The 18,700-nt window shown below is 44.1% G+C and carries 22 protein-coding genes and 1 other annotated feature (1 of these 23 running past the window's edge); of the genes, 5 read left to right on the forward strand and 17 right to left on the reverse strand.

Annotated elements, in window-relative coordinates; genetic code table 11:
• Positions 1 to 73 (reverse strand) — a sequence feature (ribosomal protein L10 leader region); it reaches 65 nt to the left of the window's first position.
• A 39-nt stretch (positions 74 to 112) separates the two neighbouring features.
• From rplA to ABUE36_RS11525, 13 genes are all read right to left on the reverse strand, one after another.
• Positions 113 to 802: a 50S ribosomal protein L1 gene (gene rplA, locus ABUE36_RS11465; protein ID WP_421016768.1), complete on the reverse strand. Its 690-nt coding sequence runs from the start codon at positions 800 to 802 to the stop codon at positions 113 to 115.
• A 148-nt stretch (positions 803 to 950) separates the two neighbouring features.
• On the reverse strand, positions 951 to 1,376 hold the full coding sequence (rplK, locus tag ABUE36_RS11470; protein ID WP_017262110.1) for a 50S ribosomal protein L11: 426 nt from the start codon (positions 1,374 to 1,376) through the stop codon (positions 951 to 953).
• Between the two features lie 113 nt (positions 1,377 to 1,489).
• Positions 1,490 to 2,041, reverse strand: a complete 552-nt coding sequence (nusG, locus tag ABUE36_RS11475) for a transcription termination/antitermination protein NusG (protein WP_017262109.1) — start codon at positions 2,039 to 2,041, stop codon at positions 1,490 to 1,492.
• Between the two features lie 147 nt (positions 2,042 to 2,188).
• Entirely contained in the window at positions 2,189 to 2,365 is a 177-nt protein-coding gene (secE, locus tag ABUE36_RS11480; RefSeq protein ID WP_017262108.1) for a preprotein translocase subunit SecE, read from the reverse strand.
• 12 nt (positions 2,366 to 2,377) lie between these two features.
• The gene (gene rpmG, locus ABUE36_RS11485) at positions 2,378 to 2,527 is read right to left on the reverse strand and encodes a 50S ribosomal protein L33 (protein WP_081495858.1); all 150 of its coding nucleotides are present in this window, start codon (positions 2,525 to 2,527) and stop codon (positions 2,378 to 2,380) included.
• 127 nt (positions 2,528 to 2,654) lie between these two features.
• Positions 2,655 to 3,251, reverse strand: a complete 597-nt coding sequence (locus ABUE36_RS11490) for an RNA polymerase sigma factor (protein WP_421016769.1) — start codon at positions 3,249 to 3,251, stop codon at positions 2,655 to 2,657.
• A 344-nt stretch (positions 3,252 to 3,595) separates the two neighbouring features.
• The gene (gene rlmB, locus ABUE36_RS11495; RefSeq protein WP_421016770.1) at positions 3,596 to 4,471 is read right to left on the reverse strand and encodes a 23S rRNA (guanosine(2251)-2'-O)-methyltransferase RlmB; all 876 of its coding nucleotides are present in this window, start codon (positions 4,469 to 4,471) and stop codon (positions 3,596 to 3,598) included.
• A gap of 8 nt (positions 4,472 to 4,479) precedes the next feature.
• A complete protein-coding gene (locus ABUE36_RS11500; protein WP_161001756.1) occupies positions 4,480 to 4,890 on the reverse strand; it encodes a Mini-ribonuclease 3 in 411 nt (136 codons plus the stop codon).
• Positions 4,883 to 6,298 carry a cysteine--tRNA ligase gene (gene cysS / locus ABUE36_RS11505; RefSeq protein WP_161001757.1) on the reverse strand — a complete coding sequence of 472 codons (1,416 nt, stop codon included), beginning with the start codon at positions 6,296 to 6,298 and terminating at the stop codon, positions 4,883 to 4,885. The genes ABUE36_RS11500 and cysS overlap by 8 nt, the downstream gene beginning before the upstream one ends.
• Positions 6,299 to 6,923: 625 nt before the next feature.
• Positions 6,924 to 8,411 (reverse strand): glutamate--tRNA ligase, encoded by a 1,488-nt coding sequence (gltX, locus tag ABUE36_RS11510; RefSeq protein WP_017260996.1) that lies wholly within the window; start codon positions 8,409 to 8,411, stop codon positions 6,924 to 6,926.
• 207 nt (positions 8,412 to 8,618) lie between these two features.
• Positions 8,619 to 9,923, reverse strand: a complete 1,305-nt coding sequence (locus tag ABUE36_RS11515; RefSeq protein WP_161001758.1) for a PIN/TRAM domain-containing protein — start codon at positions 9,921 to 9,923, stop codon at positions 8,619 to 8,621.
• A 54-nt stretch (positions 9,924 to 9,977) separates the two neighbouring features.
• Positions 9,978 to 11,345 (reverse strand): DNA repair protein RadA, encoded by a 1,368-nt coding sequence (radA, locus tag ABUE36_RS11520; protein ID WP_161004571.1) that lies wholly within the window; start codon positions 11,343 to 11,345, stop codon positions 9,978 to 9,980.
• A 165-nt stretch (positions 11,346 to 11,510) separates the two neighbouring features.
• Positions 11,511 to 12,053 (reverse strand): dUTP diphosphatase, encoded by a 543-nt coding sequence (locus ABUE36_RS11525; protein ID WP_161001760.1) that lies wholly within the window; start codon positions 12,051 to 12,053, stop codon positions 11,511 to 11,513.
• A 196-nt stretch (positions 12,054 to 12,249) separates the two neighbouring features.
• Here ABUE36_RS11525 and ABUE36_RS11530 point away from each other — a divergent pair, with 196 nt between their 5' ends.
• Both ABUE36_RS11530 and rpiA read left to right on the forward strand, forming a co-directional pair.
• The gene (locus ABUE36_RS11530; protein WP_161001761.1) at positions 12,250 to 12,522 is read left to right on the forward strand and encodes an N-acetyltransferase; all 273 of its coding nucleotides are present in this window, start codon (positions 12,250 to 12,252) and stop codon (positions 12,520 to 12,522) included.
• Positions 12,523 to 12,543: 21 nt separating this feature from the next.
• Positions 12,544 to 13,224: a ribose-5-phosphate isomerase RpiA gene (gene rpiA, locus ABUE36_RS11535; RefSeq protein WP_161001802.1), complete on the forward strand. Its 681-nt coding sequence runs from the start codon at positions 12,544 to 12,546 to the stop codon at positions 13,222 to 13,224.
• A 134-nt stretch (positions 13,225 to 13,358) separates the two neighbouring features.
• Here the strand turns inward: rpiA and ABUE36_RS11540 are convergent, their stop codons facing one another.
• Positions 13,359 to 14,030: a phosphatase PAP2 family protein gene (locus tag ABUE36_RS11540; RefSeq protein WP_161001762.1), complete on the reverse strand. Its 672-nt coding sequence runs from the start codon at positions 14,028 to 14,030 to the stop codon at positions 13,359 to 13,361.
• 272 nt (positions 14,031 to 14,302) lie between these two features.
• Here ABUE36_RS11540 and ABUE36_RS11545 point away from each other — a divergent pair, with 272 nt between their 5' ends.
• From ABUE36_RS11545 to ABUE36_RS11555, 3 genes are read left to right on the forward strand one after another with little or no spacing between them, the layout of a single operon-like run.
• The gene (locus tag ABUE36_RS11545) at positions 14,303 to 15,145 is read left to right on the forward strand and encodes a sulfite exporter TauE/SafE family protein (protein ID WP_161001763.1); all 843 of its coding nucleotides are present in this window, start codon (positions 14,303 to 14,305) and stop codon (positions 15,143 to 15,145) included.
• Positions 15,145 to 15,534, forward strand: coding sequence for a DUF1634 domain-containing protein (locus ABUE36_RS11550; RefSeq protein ID WP_017260988.1), 390 nt, complete (start codon positions 15,145 to 15,147; stop codon positions 15,532 to 15,534). The genes ABUE36_RS11545 and ABUE36_RS11550 overlap by 1 nt, the downstream gene beginning before the upstream one ends.
• Positions 15,535 to 15,547: 13 nt before the next feature.
• Entirely contained in the window at positions 15,548 to 16,888 is a 1,341-nt protein-coding gene (locus tag ABUE36_RS11555; protein WP_421016771.1) for an LCP family protein, read from the forward strand.
• 83 nt (positions 16,889 to 16,971) lie between these two features.
• Here the strand turns inward: ABUE36_RS11555 and ABUE36_RS11560 are convergent, their stop codons facing one another.
• The 3 genes from ABUE36_RS11560 to ABUE36_RS11570 all read right to left on the reverse strand — a co-directional run bounded on the left by ABUE36_RS11560 (position 16,972) and on the right by ABUE36_RS11570 (position 18,578).
• Positions 16,972 to 17,427: a threonine/serine exporter family protein gene (locus ABUE36_RS11560; RefSeq protein WP_161001766.1), complete on the reverse strand. Its 456-nt coding sequence runs from the start codon at positions 17,425 to 17,427 to the stop codon at positions 16,972 to 16,974.
• Positions 17,428 to 17,471: 44 nt separating this feature from the next.
• A complete protein-coding gene (locus ABUE36_RS11565; RefSeq protein ID WP_421016772.1) occupies positions 17,472 to 18,227 on the reverse strand; it encodes a threonine/serine exporter family protein in 756 nt (251 codons plus the stop codon).
• A gap of 147 nt (positions 18,228 to 18,374) precedes the next feature.
• On the reverse strand, positions 18,375 to 18,578 hold the full coding sequence (locus tag ABUE36_RS11570; RefSeq protein ID WP_017260984.1) for a cold-shock protein: 204 nt from the start codon (positions 18,576 to 18,578) through the stop codon (positions 18,375 to 18,377).
• Between the last annotated feature and the right edge of the window lie 122 nt (positions 18,579 to 18,700).

The raw sequence follows: 18,700 nt of genomic DNA on the forward strand, positions 1-18,700 counted from the left end.
TGCCTCGGCAGGATATTAAGATAGCTGGATTAACAACCGTCACCTGAGTCTTAGGTAAAATTAATTTACTTAAACACTATAGCAAAGCAGTGGTGCTTCGTCAATGTTTGATTTAGAAGCTTGCCAAATCGACAGCAACTGATGGGCCAAACGTTGAAGCTACTGATAAGTGTTGAACGTATGTGCCACGAACAGCGGCAGGACGTGCACGAACAATAACATCTTCGATAGCTTTAAAGTTACCAACCAATTGGTCAGCACTAAAGGATACCTTACCAATTTGAACGTGAACGTTTCCGTCACGGTCAGTCCGGTAAGTAACTTGACCACCCTTAGCATCCTTAACGGCTTGCGCAACATTCATCGTTACGGTACCCGTCTTAGGGTTAGGCATCAAGCCTTTAGGTCCTAATTGACGGCCCAAACGACCTACTTTAGCCATCATTTCTGGTGTTGCAATTGCAACATCAAAGTCCAACCAGCCATCAGAGATCTTTTGAACTAAGTCGTCGTCACCGACTTCATCGGCACCTGCATCTTTAGCAGCTTGTGCTTGGTCACCACGAGCAAAAACAATTACTCGTTGTGTCTTACCAGTTCCGTTAGGCAAAACCATTGCCCCACGTAACTGTTGGTCTGCCTGCTTGGTATCCAAGTTGAGCTTGAAAGCAATCTCAACCGTTGCATCGAACTTTGCATAGTCGATGTCTTTTACCAAGGCAACCGCGTCTTCTACGCTGTAAGCTTTAGTCTTATCAACTTGCTTAAGCGCATCTTGGTACTTCTTGCCCTTTTTGGCCATTGTGTTTTCCTCCTAGCAAATGTGGTATGGCGATGTTACACAAGGGTGAAACCAGGTCATCATATGATAGCCCTGCGCATCCCGTGAACATCTTCCACCTGATACATTCAGTTTTCACTGAGTATCCGTACTTGTCCGTTGTTTAGGCTTAGCCTTCTACAGTAAAGCCCATGCTCCGAGCAGTACCTTCAACCATGCGCATTGCGGCTTCAACGTCGGCAGCGTTTAGATCTTGCATCTTAGTTGTGGCAATTTCCTTAACTTGATCCTTGGTTACCGTAGCAACCTTTTTCGTGTTAGGTTCGCCAGAACCATGTTCAACACCAGCAGCCTTCTTCAATAGAACAGAAGCTGGCGGGGTCTTTGTAACGAAGTCGAATGAACGATCCTCATATACAGTGATAACAACTGGAATCAACAAACCTGCTTGATCAGCAGTACGGGCATTGAAGTCCTTTGTGAATCCCATGATGTTAATCCCTGCTTGACCTAAAGCAGGACCAACCGGCGGAGCAGGTGTTGCTTTACCGGCAGGAATTTGTAACTTAACAACATTAGCCACTTTTTTAGCCATGTCTAATTCCTCCTTGAGTGTGGTAGTTGATGGCGCGTTAGAATTACGCCTCCCACGATATGCTTAAACGCATACCGTAGTAGTTTACCATGATGGCAAACGGCTGACAAGTCCTACTGAATCTTTTCGACCTGATTGAATTCCAATTCGGCAGAAGTTTCACGGCCAAACATCGTTACATTAACCTTCAACTTTTGTTTTTCGTTATCAACTTCGGTAACCTTACCGACCATGTCTGAAAAGGCGCCATCAGTAATACGAACAGATTCGCCAACTTCGAGTTCAAAGTCGGCCTTGGCCTTCTTGTCTTCGCCCAAACGGTGAAGAATTAAATCGACTTCGTCAGGCAACAATGGTGTTGGTTTAGAACCACCACCATGTGAGCCCACGAACCCGGTAACGTTCGGCGTGTTACGCACGATGTACCAAGCCTGATCAGTCATGATCATTTCAACAAGCACGTAGCCAGGAAAGTCGTTTTCGATGACCGTCTTTGCCTTACCATCTTTTACCTGTTGCGTTTCTTCTTCTGGCACAACCACTCGGAAGATGTAATCAGACATCCCCATTGATTGCGCACGTGATTCCAAGTTGTCCCGTACTTTGTTTTCATAACCTGAATACGTGTGTAACACATACCAAAGTTTTTCAGCCGTTTCAGCCATGTTTAAATCCTCCATTTTTTAAAACAGTGCAAAATAAAAAAACTTCGACTTAGCCGACGAAGTTTTTCGATTAAATGCATTATAACAAAAATTCCACTGTCTTGCTACTGTCAATCATTGTGCCGCCAGTAGCTACAAACGTTCGCACTAGGCTAACCAAGTAATCAGGGCCTGTACGCCCCAGTCAATAAGTGCAAAAAATAACGCAAACGCCACCGAAACAGAAATAACAATAGATGAATCTCGCCGATTTTCGCGAGCCGTTGGCCAGCGAACAATTTTCAACTCAGCAAATACGCTCTTTAAAAAACGCCACAAATGCATGATTCAGCCTCCTTATTTTGTTTCTTGGTGCAGTGTGTATTGTCCACAGTGTTTACAAAACTTGTTTACCTCTAGTCGTTTTGTCCGACTAGGGTTCGCTGTGATGGTATAGTTACGTGATCCGCAGACTGAACATGCCAGTGCGACTTTTTTTGTGGCCATTACTGGCACCTCCGAAATTTCTTAACAATTACGATTTCACGGCTATTGACCACTTCAAATCACCAATATTTCTAGGCGAGCGTGAGTCAATAATCAGATAACAGATTATCACGTCCAGACCCCTATGTCAATTAGCGCCACTGGCTAACAGCACTGTCACCGCCTTTCCGTGACATCGATTGGCCGCATTGCGCACCTTTGTGTATGAACACTGAAAGTGAACTGCGATGTGCTCGATTGTCAGCCCGATACTTAACCCCCACCAAACCTGTTGCTCGAATTCTGAGAACTGATCGCACAGATAAACAAGTCGATCTTGCAATTCCAAGCGAGTCAGTCCGTCTGGCTCAATACTAGACAAGTTGCAAACATGACTATCTGCCGATTGGGCCTCTATTGACTCACTAACCTCCTCGTGAAGTCGTTTCTGTGCCTGTTGCCGACGACGCAAATCGAAGCCGCGGTTGCGCACATTCAGTCGGTAGTACGTTGCAAACTCACCAACAGTCCGGCCACGATACCGTTTTAGTGTAGTCATTAACACCATCCGACATTCTTGAAGCCAATCATCACGTTCTAACAAGCGACCCTTGAAGTTTAACTCGCGAAACCATTTGTTAACCAAGGGCAAATAACGTTGAAAAAGACTGTCAAACGCCAGTTCATCACCCGCAATTGCCGCTGTAATGACAACATCTTCTTCCTCACGACTCCAATAATTCATTATGACCCCCACTTTCCTGCTTGAATGCAAAATGGTCCAGACCATTTTGCTTAGCAGAGCTACCTTAAGGCCACAATAGTTAATCAGCAACCAAACGAACGTTCGAAAAAGGCCACTTTGTTGTCAATTATTATGATATTCATTTGTTCGACCATAAATAAATGGCCATTTTTTAAAATTTACCAACACAAGCAGCGAATGTAAGCGATTATTATGCCAAACTAAACCACAGAATTTAATAAATTGTTCGGTAGTAATGACGGTACGAAAAAAGAGCCAATTTAAACGGCTCTTTTGTTTAAAAATTTTACGATTATAAAAATTATTTTTCAAAATAATCGATTTTATAGTGGGTGACGAGAGTTGAATCCCGCATATATCAGTAAAGAAGCTGCTACCGAAGCATTCAAGCTTTGCACATGACCGACCATTGGAATGGTCAGCATTTCGTCAACTGTCTTCTTCAATAGCGCCGAAATTCCCTTGCCTTCGTTACCAATAACTAAAGCAGTTGGACCGGTTGCATCCCATTGACGGAAGTCCTTGCCCTTCATATCGGTGCCAAAAATCCACAGACCACGGTCCTTCAACTCTTTAACGGTCGCAACTAGATTTGTCACCCGTGCAACTGGCACATGTTCAATGGCACCTGTAGATGTTTTCGCAACAACAGATGTTAGCCCAACGGCACGACGTTTAGGAATAATAACACCATGAACACCCGCTGCATCAGCAGTTCGTAAAATTGAACCTAAGTTATGGGGATCTTCAATAGAATCCAAAATCAAGAAAAACGGTGCTTCCTGAGCTTGCTCTGCTTTAGCAAACAAATCATCAACACTAGCGTAGGCAAACGGCGGAATGGCAAGGACAACCCCCTGATGGTTTTGACCATTTGTCATAAAGTCAAGCTTCTTCTTAGGAACGGTACTCATCACAAGATGTCGCCCTGTCGCTAACGATTCAATATTGCGAATTGCATCTGCACGCAAACCCTCTTGAATAAAAACTTTATTAATTTGTTGATCTGAAGCCAAAGCTGCCTCGACTGGGTGTCGGCCAATAATAAAGTCCGTTGATGAATCATCATTTTGATCCGGTCTTTGTGTGACCCTAACCTCACGTTCCTTGTGTTCGTTACTTTTGCGGCGTTGAGGGCGCGACTTGTGATCGTTAAACCGATCATTGTGTTGACCGTTTCGTTGCTGTTTTTCTGCCATGTTTCTTTCTATCCTTCCGTTCTTCCCGACTCAACTTGATCAATGCACCACTGAGCTAACCAATCCGTGCGTTCCTGCTGAGCAGTGAGCTTAAGATAGCCAAAGATAGCTTCAAAACCAGTCGAAATTCGATACGTCACAATATTAGTATTCTTTGCACTGTGATGAGTGGTCGCGTTACGACCATGCTTAAACATTGTCGTTTCCTCTTCCGTTAATATCTCATCCGTTTGCATCAATTTGATCAATGCAGCTTGTGCCTTGGCCGAAACAAAGTGGGTCGCATGATGATGCAACTTTGTCGGCACCGTGTAACCTTGCTCAATCAAGTGTTGACGAACGTATACTTCATACACCGCATCACCTAAATAAGCTAATGTCATTCCATTTAATTCTCGATAATTAACTACTTCAGTCATTTGTTTCCTTCCGCCAACGTGTTCCTTGGGGAGTATCCTCAAGAATAATGCCGCGTGTTTTTAGTTCATCACGGATCTCATCACTACGCTGGAAGTCCTTATTTTTTCGTGCGGCCAAACGCTCTTCAATCAGTGCCTGAATTCCCTCATCGGCAGTATCTTCATCCGTAAGTTCAATCCCGAATACTGATAGTAGCGTCGACAATAACGTTTTAAGGTTAACGAGTGTCTCTTTGGCAACGGTACTTTCATTAAGATAAACGTTGATTAACTTGGCTAATTCATACACGGACGCGATTCCGTTTTGAACGTTAAAATCGTCGTCCATTGCGGTTTCAAAAGCAACTTGATGTTGTTTGGCTTGTGCCTCAATCGCTTCATCTCGGCCATCCTTGGCATCGCTCATTCGATAATTTAAATTATTAAACGTCGTTTGCAAACGAGCCAGGTTATTCTTGGCATCTTGTAAGTTACCACTGGTGTATTGGATTGGTCGCCGATACTGAGTTGTCGCCATAAAGAATCGAACAGCCTGCGGATCTTCACGTTGATTCATTTCGTGTAAGGTCACAAAATTGCCCAGTGACTTACTCATTTTTTCGTTTTCGTCACCAACAGTCACAAATCCGTTATGCATCCAGTAACGGGCAAACTTTTTCCCAGTATGTGCTTCGCTTTGAGCAATTTCATTGGTGTGATGGGGAAAAATCAAATCCTGCCCACCACCATGGATATCAAACGTATCACCCAAATACTTGGTCGACATTACTGAACACTCAATATGCCAGCCTGGCCGGCCCATGCCCCATGGTGACTGCCATGAAATTTCGCCCGGCTTAGCTGCTTTCCATAATGCAAAATCAATTGGATCCTCTTTTTTTGCATTATCACCGTCGTCAACACGGTCACTCGCGCCATTCTCTAAATCATCTAACGATTCATGAACGAGTTGGGTGTAATTAGGAAACTTACGTGCGCGATAGTACACATCGCCAGCAGACTCGTAAGCAAAACCCTTGTCTACCAGATCTGCGACAAAATCAACAATGTCTGAAATATTTTCCGTCGCCCGTGGATTAACAGTTGCCCGCTCAACGTTCAACGGCTTTGTGTCCTCAAAATAAGCATTGATGAAACGATTGCCCAATTCTGGCACGGTAATGTCTTCTTTGGCCGCTTCATTAATCATCTTATCGTCCACATCCGTGAAGTTCGAGACATATTTCACTTGGTAACCCTTATATTCAAAATATCTCCGAATGGTATCAAACGCTACAACCGAGCGTGCATTACCGATATGAATGTAGTTATACACGGTTGGGCCACAGACGTACATATTGACCTGGCCTTTATGCAACGGAATAAAGTCTTCTTTTTGCCGCGTAAGTGTATTAAAAATCTGAATCACGGTAACGCTCCCCTTCTCGAAAGATCAAGTTATAGTGATTTTACCATAGTTTAGGCTATTAACGCGATTACCATAATTCACCGTGGCTAGCGTTTAATCTGTCCGTTCCGCTGACTGGAGACGCCGTTCCTTGGGGATCGGTCTCAGCCTTCTGAAAGTCGAAGTCTTCTACCTCGATTATGAGCTGAAAACCGCATCTCATAACTCGTCCCACACCACTAAATGGCCAACCCCATGCCATTAAGTGGTGTCGACACGGAACTATGTCTCCAGTCAGCTTCACTCATATAACTCTATCATATCAGCACTCATTTCAAAGCTATGCGAACCATCCGAATAAACCACCGCATTCTGGTAATAACCATGAATATTAGCCGGAGGGCGTCAACAGTGGAACCAAGCCGTGAAAGTGGTGTTAATTCGAACGCTTTTCTCGAATTTACAGCACGAACTGGCGTCAAGACTCGGGGTTCCACGAGGCTTAACGGCGAGGTGAAAGACGGTGTGCTTCCGGCTTGAACCGGTCCCACGGCGGCGTTCCACTGTTGACAACCGTAGGCGAAAGAAAGCACAAAAAATGCCACCATACGGCAAATTGCACGCATGATGACATATAAGTGGTGAATTAAAGTGTTTCGATTGTGGCTTGAATATTCCGTAACGTTGCTTTACGACCCAACAATTCCATCGATTCAGGTAATTGTGGTCCGTGCATTTCATGCGTAGCGGCAATTCGAAGTGGCATGTAAAGTGCGCGCCCACGAATTTTAGTGTCTTTTTGAATTGACTTAATCGTCTTTTGAATTTGATAAGCATCAAAGACTGGCAATTTTTCTGCCCGGTTAACAAATTCTGTCAACACTGTCTTCGCCGTTTCGGCGGCCAGTTCAGCTTTGGCTTCATCATTAATTTGAGCAGGTTCTTGGAAGAACACGTCTTTACTCATCTCAACAATTTGAGCGGTGTATGACATTTGTTGTTTGTACAGGCTAACCAGCTTACGAACCCATTCCAAATGTAATTGGTTAGGATCCTTTTCAACTAAACCAGCGTTGATCAGTTCTTTCAAGCTGCTGTCGAAGATCTCGTCTTCTGGCGCTGCTTTCACGTACTGGTTGTTGATCCATTCCAATTTTTTACCATCAAATTTGGCTGGTGACTTGGACAACCGTTTTTCATCAAACATCTTAATCAGATCTTGACGAGAGAAGATTTCATCTTCACCAACTGGTGACCATCCCAATAAGGTAATGAAGTTCAACATGGCATCTGGTAAGTAGCCAAGTTCACGGTATTGTTCAATGAATTGAAGCACCGTTTCATCACGTTTGGACAGTTTCTTACCAGTTTCAGTGTTGATAATCAAAGTCATGTGACCAAAAATTGGTGCTTCCCAGCCAAAGGCTTCGTAAATCATCAATTGTTTAGGTGTATTGGCGATGTGGTCATCCCCACGCAAGACGTGACTGATTTCCATCATGTGATCGTCGACAACAACAGCGAAGTTGTAGGTTGGCATGCCATCACGTTTTTGAATGACCCAGTCACCACCGATAGTATCTGAGTTAATCGAAATCTTGCCCTTAACAATATCGTCCCAACCGTATTCACGATTCTTAGGAACACGGAAACGAACAACAGGTTCCAAGCCAGCCGCTTCAGCTTTTGCTTGAGCAGCCTTAATTTCATCATCACTCATGCCTTCATATTCGTAAACATAGTGAGGTGCTTCTTTGTTAGCCTTTTGTTTTTCACGGTCAGCAGTTAGTTCAGCTTCCGTTCGGTAAGACTTGTAGGCCAAGCCACGATCCAATAAATCTTGAATCAGCTTAACATAGATATCCTTCCGCTCGGATTGACGATATGGACCGAAATCCCCGGGCTTGTCGGGACCTTCATCCCAGTCAATTCCCAACCATTTTAGATTGTCCAACTGACTTTTTTCACCGTCAGCCACGTTCCGCTTGGTATCCGTATCTTCAATCCGAATCACAAACGTTCCTTTATTGTGCCGTGCAAATAAATAGTTAAATAGCGCGGTACGGGCATTACCAATGTGCAAATGTCCAGTTGGTGACGGTGCGTAACGCACCCGAATTTTGTTCTTGGCCAAAATCAGCGCCTCTTTCTATATAAAAAATTAATGTGTCTCATGTTAATGTTACCGTTTTAGCATCAAACTTTCAAATTCTTTCATTTTATGATACTGCGTGAATGCCTTGCAGCGCGTATTTTGTTTGTCAAACTAAAAAAGTGACCTCACGTATTGAAACGCTTAGTCGCTTTCCTATTCACAGTCTAATTAACCGACAACCAGTACCTAGTTTTTCCGTTTCTTAGCTGTTCTGTAATTCTTCTTGGCAGGTGCCTTAGTGCCGCGAACCGTTCGATCAACGGTGTTGTCAACGGCACTGGAACTTGCCGAAGCCTTTGCAGAGTTGCTCGCGGCAGTCTGCGATTGTGTCGAACTACTCTCGCTGGTTGCCTGACTATTGCCACTTGTCGCTTTATCACTGATGCCACGTGTAGAATGTGTTGGTTTCGCAAAAATCATTCGACCAGCATCCGTTTGTAAAGCACTCGTGACAGTCACGTCAATGTGGTCGTTAATAAAGTAGCGCCCATCTTCGACAACGACCATCGTGCCGTCATCCAGATACGCAACCCCTTGTTGACGTTCAGTCCCATTTTTAACCACCATAACGTTCAGCAACTCACCGGGAATTACCCGTGGCTTAAGCGACTTAGCTAAGGCATTAATATTCATAATCTGAACATTTTGGAACTGACTGACCTTGTTTAGGTTGTAGTCATTGGTAACAACAACTGCCTGTAACTGTTTAGCCAGTTCAATCAGCTTATCGTCCACTTCAGGAATGTCTTCAAAATCACCTTCGTACATTTCAATCGGCATGACTTTTTCACTTTGCAATTTATTCAAAATGTCCAAGCCTCGACGTCCACGCACACGCTTGATGCTGTCACTAGAATCCGCAATGTATTGTAGTTCATGCAATACAAAATTCGGTACCAACAACGTGCCTTCAAGGAATCCGGTCTTAATGATGTCGTAAATCCGGCCATCAATCAGAATATTGGTATCCAAAATTTTATAGTGATGGAAATTGGGTTCACTTTCATCCAGAATTTCGCCAGTATCCGATGTGCGTTTGTTACGACGAAAGCCGAGTGCAAATAATCGGCGCCATTCATCTGTTCGTGTAGTCCCAATTCGAAAACCAAGATATCCCATCAGCAGCATTAACACAACCGGAATCAGGGTATTGGTGACAAACCAACTGGTCCGGAAGAACACCGTCGAAATCAGAATAGCAAATACCAAACCGACGATAATGCCTAGACTTCCGAACAGAATGTAAATCGGACTTTGCTTAGCCAGATACTTTTCTAAGCGATTAACAAGTTTTTCAAGGTACCCGACCAACAGGAACGAAAGAAAATACAGAATAATTGCACCAAGTACGGCGTTGGTCAAAAAGTTATTGATAATGTGATTTTGGGCAAGACCAGTTACTGCCCACAGAATTGGGAAAAATCTGAAACCTAAACCAACACCACCGATCACAAATAACAATTGAATCACGAGTCTTTTCGTCATTTTCATCTATCTTCACCTCCTTTCAATGTCGTTATTAAATCCACAAGGGTTCTTATAATGTTAAGCCAAGGCTAACTTTAGTGCTTGACTGATCGTTGTCACACCGATTACTTCAATATCGGTGGGCGGTGTCCATCCCTGAAGATTATTCTTTGGTATATAAATTCGCTTGAACCCCAGCTTCTGTGCCTCAGCAACCCGCTGTTCAATCCGGTTAACACGCCGAATTTCACCGGTCAGGCCAACTTCACCCACAAAACTATCACTCGGATTCGTCTCCTTATCACGATAACTGGACGCGATTGCCACAGCAATCGCTAAGTCAATGGCTGGCTCATCGAGCTTCACACCGCCGGCCGCCTTTAAATAAGCGTCCTGGTTTTGCAACATCAAGTTAGCCCGTTTTTCCAAAACGGCCATAATTAGCGAGACCCGATTACGATCCAATCCCTGAGCAGTCCGCTGAGCATTCCCAAAAACTGAGGGTGTAACCAATGCCTGAACTTCCACCAAGATTGGTCTGGTTCCCTCCATCGATACCACGATAGATGAACCAGTAGCACCCGTGAGTCTTTCTTCTAAGAAGATCTCAGATGGGTTAGCCACTTCCCGCAGGCCGTCTTCTCGCATCTCAAAAATGCCTAGTTCATTAGTTGAACCAAACCGATTTTTAACGGCTCGCAGAATCCGGTATGTGTGGTGCAAATCGCCTTCAAAGTACAGAACGGTGTCCACCATGTGTTCCAAGATTTTTGGCCCCGCGATAGCGCCTCCCTTGGTAACATGACCCACGATAAAAATCGTAATCCGATTTGTTTTCGCAATTTGCATTAACTCGGCCGTCACTTCACGAATCTGAGAAACTGATCCAACTGCTGAGGTAATATCTGGCTCCTGCATTGTTTGGACCGAATCAATGATGACAAACTCTGGGTTTAATGTCGTTATTTGTTCACGAATATTACTCATGTCCGTCTCTGGGTAGAGATAAAAATCGTCGCCACCAACACCGAGACGATCAGCGCGCATCTTAATCTGAGTGGCACTTTCTTCACCGGATACGTAGAGGACACGACCCTTGCTACCCAACTGACCAGAAACCTGCGTCAATAACGTCGATTTACCAATACCGGGATCACCACCAATCAATACGAGTGATCCAGGCACCACACCACCGCCAAGAACACGGTTAAATTCCTTTAAACTGGTTTTGACACGGGGAACCTCTTCAAGACTAACATCCTTGATTAATTCGGCCTTAGCCGTTTCACCGCCAAGGCTCACCCGTGACTTACGATTGGGAACTTCATCAGCGATTTTCTCTTCAACTAGTGTATTCCATTCACCACAGTTAGGGCAGCGACCCAAATATCGTGGTGAGTTGTAACCACAGTTTTGACAAACAAATTGTGTTTTAGTTTTTGCCACCTTATGCTCCTTTTACTCTTCGCCGTTGGTCAACCACAATAATGTTTGACCAATATTAACCAAACGATGTTCACAGTCTAACATACGTTTTTTCAGCTGTCATTGTTTGCCCAGCACTTGATAATTTCTTAATTTATTCGCCTGGCTACGTTAACAATTGTTAGCTTATTGACCAGATGAGCCAAACCCACCATCGCGTTCGTTATCTGGGGTTGCTTCGTTGTCAACAGTCAGATAATTCACAAAGATACCTTGAGCAATGCGATCACCCTTTTTAATGTGAACATCACGTAGGCCGTAGTTAACCAGCTGAACAAAGATCTCACCGTCATTGCTATCGTTTGAATAGTAGTCCGCATCAATGACGCCAATCCCGTTTGGTAAAACAAGACGGCGTTTTAATGGCCCTGATGATCGATTGACCAGCATCAACACTTCGTTGTAGCGCATATAAGCCTTCACACCAGTAGGCACTAAATATGGCTTCAATTCTTTATCAGCCGCTTGCATTAACGGGTCACTCACCGTTTCCTTATGCCGCAAGTGCCATAGCACCTTCAAAAAGTTGCGCCGCCAAATGGATGGCAACGTAAAGTCCTCTGAGGCGGCTAGGTCGTAACCAGCTGCGTATTTTGTTTGTCGCTCTGGCAACGCTATCTTCGTGCCAACCAACCGTTTAACTACTTCAAAACCACGGTCTCTTGTCATTATTCATCACTCACTTTCTTCGACTTGGCCAAGCTTCCTAACACAAATGTTCAAAACTTGGCACCATGTTACCTATTATAATGGAAGCGTGTGCACATTAATAGCATTCGAAATTGACAGTTAGTTTGGACCCACCATCACTTGAATTATGATAGGATATTAAAGGAACACAGCAACCGTAATGAAAGGAACGCTAATGGATTTTCAACGTGAAGGACAACGTCTTTTTTTAACTGACCAAGACCAGCTCCAGGCTGAGATTACATTCCCAGTCGTGAATGATCAAACTTGGTTAATTGAACATATTTGGGTAAGTGATCGTCCTAATAAACGGCTAGTGGCACGGCAATTATTCGATGCCGTCATTGAATTAGCAGATGCCGCCCACGTCGACCTACTCCCGTTAGATCCATTTGCCCGCCACATTTTTGCTACGGATCCCGCTGTTAAAAAATACCAACATCATTAAGGAGCAAATTACATCATGGCAATGACACAAGACGAATTGAAACAACAGGTTGGTCAACGTGCTGTCGACTTTATCGAAGATGGCATGGTTGTCGGTTTAGGAACTGGTTCAACCGTAAAATACATGGTTGATGCACTTGGCAAACGTGTGAAAGAAGAAGGCCTCAACGTTGTTGGCGTGCCAACATCTGACCGTACCCGGGAACAAGCCCGTTCCCTCGGTATCCCCGTTAAGGGCATTGATGACGTTGACCACATTGACCTAACCATCGACGGTGCCGACGAAATCAGCGACGACTTTCAGGGAATCAAGGGTGGTGGTGCTGCGCACCTTTGGGAAAAAATCGTTGCGACTAACTCCAAGAAAAATATGTGGATTGTGGACGAAAGTAAACTTTCACATAAGCTTGGCAGTTTCCCCTTACCACTTGAAGTCATTCCTTACGGTTCTTCACAAGTTGTTAAAAAATTGGCTGCCAAGGGGTACAAACCAGAAGTCCGGATGCGTGATGGTCAACACGTTTTGACCGATTCCAAGAACTATGTTGTTGACCTTCACCTTGGTGAAATCGATCATCCTCACGAACTCGCCAACGAGCTGATTCAAATGGTCGGTGTGGTTGAACAAGGATTGTTTTTAGATACGGTCAACACCGTTATTGTTGGTCGTCCAGACGGCCCCGAAGTGCTTCAGGCCCGTTAGTTTGCTAAGAAACGGTCAAACAGCACTTTAGTAACACAAAAGACGACGTTCGCGGAAAAATCCATGAACGTCGTTTTTGTATTACCTAAGAAAGCCAGGCCTTGTCACGCCCGCTTGCATCCTATGTCAATTGATTAATCCTCAACACCTCGAGAATTACTGAGAAATTTAACTCGTTTTAACTTCGGTGCTAACCAAACATACAAGTATTCGGCACCTTGTAACCATGCATACGCTAACAGAACAGCACCAATCGTATCGGTTGCGTAGTGTGCTTGCAGGTAAACCCGGCTAAACATAACTAACAATACCCAAAGGCACAAAATTGTTTGAATCAATAGTCTTTGCAAATTGTTTTGCATCAGTGGCAGAACAACTAAAAATAAAATTGCGGCAACCATGAACGTGCCCAAAACGTGTCCTGATGGAAAGCTGTAGCCATCATCGCTAGCCATGTGACCTACTGGACGTTGACGCGCAACAATTTTCTTGATAATGGTACCAAGAACGTTGCCACCAAATCCGTACCCAATTGCCCACAATGCAGGAATTTTGTATTTAAATCCCCAAAGTAACCCGGCAATAATGATCATGTATAGTAAATCCAATGTTGGACTTGCCAGCGTAGTAATGAGTTTAAAAACGCCAGTTAGTGCTGTACTATCATGATGAACGTGAGAAATAAGTTCAGAATCAATCAGTGATAAAATTTGGGATTGACGCATTGCGGCAATCGCCAGGAATAAAAATAAGACGGTCGTGACGGCTAAAATTGCACCGCGACCACGTTCCTTTTCAATAAGCATGTGTACCTCCACCCGTCACTTTGGGTATGTATTCGGTCATTAATAACCATCGACAAAGTATAGCACATAAAAATTGCTGTTTTATAAGTTGCTTAATGGTTTTAATCACCCTTAAGCATTTAACCTTTTCTTAATACTTTTAGTCGAAATTAAACAATTTTAAATGGCATCGCTTACAGAGCATGATAACAGAGTGTTCATGTCCCTTTCGTGCTAAAGTAATAGCACAGAGGGGTGCTCAAAAACTAGCACCTAATCAAAGGAGAGCCTTCATGACACAAGTAATTCTTATGTTGGCCGTGGGTTTAATTGCCGGTATTGCCGGTGCAATCCTTGGCCTTGGTGGTGGTATTATCATCACTCCTGTACTTACATTAGCAATGGGGATTAACATCAAGTATGCGATTGGTGCTAGTATCATTGCCGTTATTGCAACTAGCTCTGGTGCCACCATTGCCTATTTACGTGATAACGTACTGAACTTACGAGTGGCCATGTTTTTGGAAATTTTTACAACTATTGGTGCCATTCTTGGGGCCATCTTAAACGGTATTTTGAGCCCTGTTGTCCTGTACTTAATTTTTGGATTGTTATTAATTTACTCTGGCTACAACATGATTCGTAAACTACGGGCTGGTAGTGAGATTCTTCAACGTGTGCACCCAGATCCAATTGCCGAAAAGCTGGAATTAAACAGCAGTTATTACGATAAAGCTGCTGACAAAACAGTGGATTACCAAGTTGAACACGTGCCCGCTGGGGCCACCGTTATGTTTGGCGCTGGGATTGCCAGTGGTCTGCTGGGAATCGGATCAGGTGCCTTTAAGGTGATGGCCTTGGACACCTTCATGAAGATGCCGCTCAAGCCGTCCACTTCCACTAGTAACCTTATGATGGGTGTTACTGCGGCTGCTTCAGCTACCGTGTATTTCTTCAACGGTTCGATTCAACCCCTAATTGCGGTTCCACTGGCCCTGGGCATCTTGGTTGGCGCAACGATGGGATCACGAATTATGCAGATTTTGCCATCACGATGGATTCGCATCATTTTTGTGCCGATTATCTTCTATATTGGTCTCCAAATGTTTCTTAAAGGATTCGGGGTGAACATTTAATGGACAATAAAGACGCAAAAAACGCAGAAGAGGAAAAGATTTCTAAAGAAATGGCCCAAGTTGAGATTATGATTGGTCAAATCCTTAGAATAGGAGTTATTATTTCTGCAGTTATCATGCTAATTGGTTTTATTGCTTATGGGATTCAGGGCTCGACTGGTTTACCAAGCCACGGTGCTGTCACCATCACTGCAATTGCCACCGGATTATTGTCATTTAAATCTGGTTCTGTCATGATGCTCGGATTATTTTGTCTGATACTGACCCCTGTATTACGTGTTGTTGTTTCAATTTACGCGTTCTACGTGGAAAAAGATTCCCTGTACGTTTGGATTACCTCTGCCGTGCTCGTGATTCTGCTATTCGCTTTATTTATCGGACACAGCTAACTCGGAGGCTTACATGGATAACAATAATAACGATTCGCGAATGAGTCGGGCGGATCGCCGCACCCAAGGCAACCACTTTACCAATGACACAACTGCTAGTGATGGCGCGATAAGCAGTGGTTCCAAACGTCCACAGCGACCGCACAAACACCCGATCAGAAACACTTTTTTTGCCATTATTGGTATCATCTTAATCATCGGTGGCGGTTTCGGTTACAAAATGTACAGTAACATCAAACATACTAGTAATGAGATGTTTGATTCTGTCAATGGCACAAAAGCGCGAAACGTTAGTAAGTTAATCAAGCAGGGTAAGCCCATTTCCATCCTATTGATGGGAACTGACGTTGGTGCCCTTGGTCGTAACTCTAAGGCCTGGGCAGGTGGACGAACAGACTCGATGATGCTGGTTACGGTTAACCCTAAGACGAAGACAACAACCATGGTCAGTATCCCCCGTGATTCGTTGGTTTCTATCACCGGGCACGAAGAGGAATTCCCGACAAAAATTAACGCAGCCTACTACTTTGGTCAAACAAAAGCAGCTATCTCAACGACTTCCCGAATGTTCAACGTGCCAATTGACTACTACGCCCTCTTAAATATGGGTGGCCTAGAAAAAGTTATCAATAAAGTCGGCGGTATCGACATTGTGCCACCGTTGACCTTCACGTATGAGAATCAACACTTTACAAAGGGCAAAAAGATCCATGTTAACGGCGCGCAAGCGTTGAAATTCACGCGGATGCGCTATCAAGATCCTGAAAGTGACTATGGTCGAACATTACGTCAACGAATTGTCATCACTGCCCTCTTAAAAAAGAGTAGCAACTTGACCAACCTATTAAATCAAGATTTTCTGGATTCCATTGCCAGCCAATCACGTACTGATTTCACATTCGGTGATATGTTGACCTTAGCCAACACCTACCGTGCCGCAACCAAGCACATTGTTTCTGACCACGTTCAAGGTGCCAGTGACGAAATTGCCGGTCAAAGCTTCGAAGTTTTGCCAACGACTGAAAAACAGCGTGTTACCAACAAATTGCGTAAACAGCTTGGTCTGTCAAAGGCTAAAACTGGTAAACGTTTTGCCAACACCGTTCCAGAGGCACTCAGTGTCTACGAACCACCTATTGGTTATGGTGAAACGGCTGATACGAAGTCAACTTGGGGTGCCGACACCAATACTGCTTCTGAATACAGTAAAGCATACAGTAGTGATTCCAGTGCTGCTGATCTCGATCCTAACTATGGTGCTGATAATACAGACTCCACTAGTCAAACAACAGGCGCCAACGCAACAGGCTCTGACGCCGATCAAACTGGTGGCTACACCGGTTATGGATACTAGCATTTAAGTCAACTAAAAAGGAGTTAATCAGGCTAGCGCATTTTAAAGTGCGCTAGACCGACTAACTCCTTTTATTTTGCTTTTTAAACATGCCGCAATCGATATGTTATTCGAACAAGTAATTCAGATAGTAAGAACCCTAGTGCTATCATCCCTGCAATGGCAATAACTTGGCCTAAATAATCTAAAGCAATGTTGCCATGACCGGTAACAAGGTTACGAATAACTTGATAGGCCTGCCCACCAGGCACCAATGGCACCAAACTAGGAATATTAAATAAAATTACTGGCATGTGTTTGACGCGAGCAGCCCAGTTACTTAAAACACCAATTAATAATCCAGCAGTTAACATGCCTATTGCCATTTGTGCTAACGGAATCTGTGCGCCTGACTTTAATACAATTAGTTCATATACCGCCCATCCTGCTGCCCCAATCCAACCGGCAACGTTTAGCGCATGACGGGGAATATTCAAAATAATGCCAAAACCGACTGTCGCGGCATAGGCGAGAATCCCTTCAATTATGATATGTATCATTAACAGAATCTCCTACTCAAAAAGCGTTATGTTGCTTTCATTTTTCACCACAGACTTACCATAATCGCGATACCAAGACCAATCGCACATACCGATAAGACCGCCTCAACTGCCCGGGCCGGACCGCTCAAATAATTACCTGACATCGTGTCGCGGAACGCGTTCATAATTGGCACACCTGGGACTAACGGCATCAATGCGCCGATAATGACCGCATCACCAGCAGTGTGCGTAAAACCAAGCCAACGAATGCCCACATAAGCCACGAAACCAATTACCAGTGAAGCCAGAAATTCGCTCAAAAAACGGACACGCAATTCATGATTCACATAGTAGAAAACAGCATAACCGCCCCCACCGGCCAACATTGCGAACAGTAATTTAACGGGTGCATCAATGCCGGTAAAGGCCACCGTAAGTGTCATACTGACAATAATTGCAGCTAATTCCTGTAGCCAAAACGGAAAAGTGGGCACAGCAACTTCAATTTGCCGTAATTGTTGATAGAATGTGGGTAAGTCAATCTCATCGCTGGCAAACTGACGTGACAACGTATTAACTTGGGCCACTTTTTCAAGGTCGATCGTTCGGCTGTGAATTGGTCGCACCTGTGTTGATTCACCGTCTGGCAAGGACATGGTAATACCAGTCAGCAACACAAAAATGTTTGCATACCGATAACCAGCGTTATCCGCAATTCGTTGCATTGTATCTTCAACCCTTGCGATTTCAGACCCGTTTGCTAGCAATATTTGACCAGCCAGCAACGCTGTATCCATGACTAATTGTGCTTCGTCCACCCATGATCACTTCCTTAACAGATTTAGAGCCTAAAAACGTATCATACAAAAAAACGACAGCCGCATCTCGTAAGAGATACAGATGTCGTTTTTCATTCACATCAAAGCGTTAACCCTAGGAGTTAACACCATTATTTGAATTATTAATTAGTTTTTAACAACGTTAGCAGCTTGTGGGCCACGGTCGCTTTCTTCAACGTCGAAGCTAACAGATTGGCCTTCTTCAAGCGTCTTGAAGCCGTCGCCTTGGATAGCTGAGAAGTGAACGAATACATCGTCACCACTTTCGCGAGTAATGAAACCAAAGCCTTTGTCGGCGTTAAACCATTTAACAGTACCTTGTTCTGACATGTTAATGAGTCCTCCTGTTGCGTTTGCACGCAGTCTAAGTGTTTTATGTAAATTGGAACTGGTGCAAATGGGGACTGGTAACACCAAAACATGAACCGACCTGACCATCATTCCCTTACCAA

The sequence above is a fragment of the Furfurilactobacillus cerevisiae genome (assembly GCF_048961765.1).
Taxonomy (GTDB): Bacteria; Bacillota; Bacilli; order Lactobacillales; family Lactobacillaceae; genus Furfurilactobacillus; species Furfurilactobacillus milii_A.

Excerpts from the sequence above, each read along its gene's own strand:
- ABUE36_RS11550 (WP_017260988.1), top strand. The coding sequence starts at position 15,145 with ATGGACAATAAAGACGCAAAAAACGCAGAAGAGGAAAAGATTTCTAAA.
- ABUE36_RS11570 (WP_017260984.1), bottom strand. The coding sequence starts at position 18,578 with ATGTCAGAACAAGGTACTGTTAAATGGTTTAACGCCGACAAAGGCTTT.
- ABUE36_RS11540 (WP_161001762.1), bottom strand. The coding sequence starts at position 14,030 with ATGCTTATTGAAAAGGAACGTGGTCGCGGTGCAATTTTAGCCGTCACG.
- ABUE36_RS11545 (WP_161001763.1), top strand. The coding sequence starts at position 14,303 with ATGACACAAGTAATTCTTATGTTGGCCGTGGGTTTAATTGCCGGTATT.
- rlmB (WP_421016770.1), bottom strand. The coding sequence starts at position 4,471 with ATGGCAGAAAAACAGCAACGAAACGGTCAACACAATGATCGGTTTAAC.
- ABUE36_RS11500 (WP_161001756.1), bottom strand. The coding sequence starts at position 4,890 with ATGACTGAAGTAGTTAATTATCGAGAATTAAATGGAATGACATTAGCT.
- ABUE36_RS11525 (WP_161001760.1), bottom strand. The coding sequence starts at position 12,053 with ATGACAAGAGACCGTGGTTTTGAAGTAGTTAAACGGTTGGTTGGCACG.
- ABUE36_RS11555 (WP_421016771.1), top strand. The coding sequence starts at position 15,548 with ATGGATAACAATAATAACGATTCGCGAATGAGTCGGGCGGATCGCCGC.
- ABUE36_RS11515 (WP_161001758.1), bottom strand. The coding sequence starts at position 9,923 with ATGAAAATGACGAAAAGACTCGTGATTCAATTGTTATTTGTGATCGGT.
- ABUE36_RS11490 (WP_421016769.1), bottom strand. The coding sequence starts at position 3,251 with ATGAATTATTGGAGTCGTGAGGAAGAAGATGTTGTCATTACAGCGGCA.
- ABUE36_RS11530 (WP_161001761.1), top strand. The coding sequence starts at position 12,250 with ATGGATTTTCAACGTGAAGGACAACGTCTTTTTTTAACTGACCAAGAC.
- rpmG (WP_081495858.1), bottom strand. The coding sequence starts at position 2,527 with ATGGCCACAAAAAAAGTCGCACTGGCATGTTCAGTCTGCGGATCACGT.
- secE (WP_017262108.1), bottom strand. The coding sequence starts at position 2,365 with ATGCATTTGTGGCGTTTTTTAAAGAGCGTATTTGCTGAGTTGAAAATT.
- nusG (WP_017262109.1), bottom strand. The coding sequence starts at position 2,041 with ATGGCTGAAACGGCTGAAAAACTTTGGTATGTGTTACACACGTATTCA.
- rplK (WP_017262110.1), bottom strand. The coding sequence starts at position 1,376 with ATGGCTAAAAAAGTGGCTAATGTTGTTAAGTTACAAATTCCTGCCGGT.
- rpiA (WP_161001802.1), top strand. The coding sequence starts at position 12,544 with ATGACACAAGACGAATTGAAACAACAGGTTGGTCAACGTGCTGTCGAC.
- ABUE36_RS11560 (WP_161001766.1), bottom strand. The coding sequence starts at position 17,427 with ATGATACATATCATAATTGAAGGGATTCTCGCCTATGCCGCGACAGTC.
- rplA (WP_421016768.1), bottom strand. The coding sequence starts at position 802 with ATGGCCAAAAAGGGCAAGAAGTACCAAGATGCGCTTAAGCAAGTTGAT.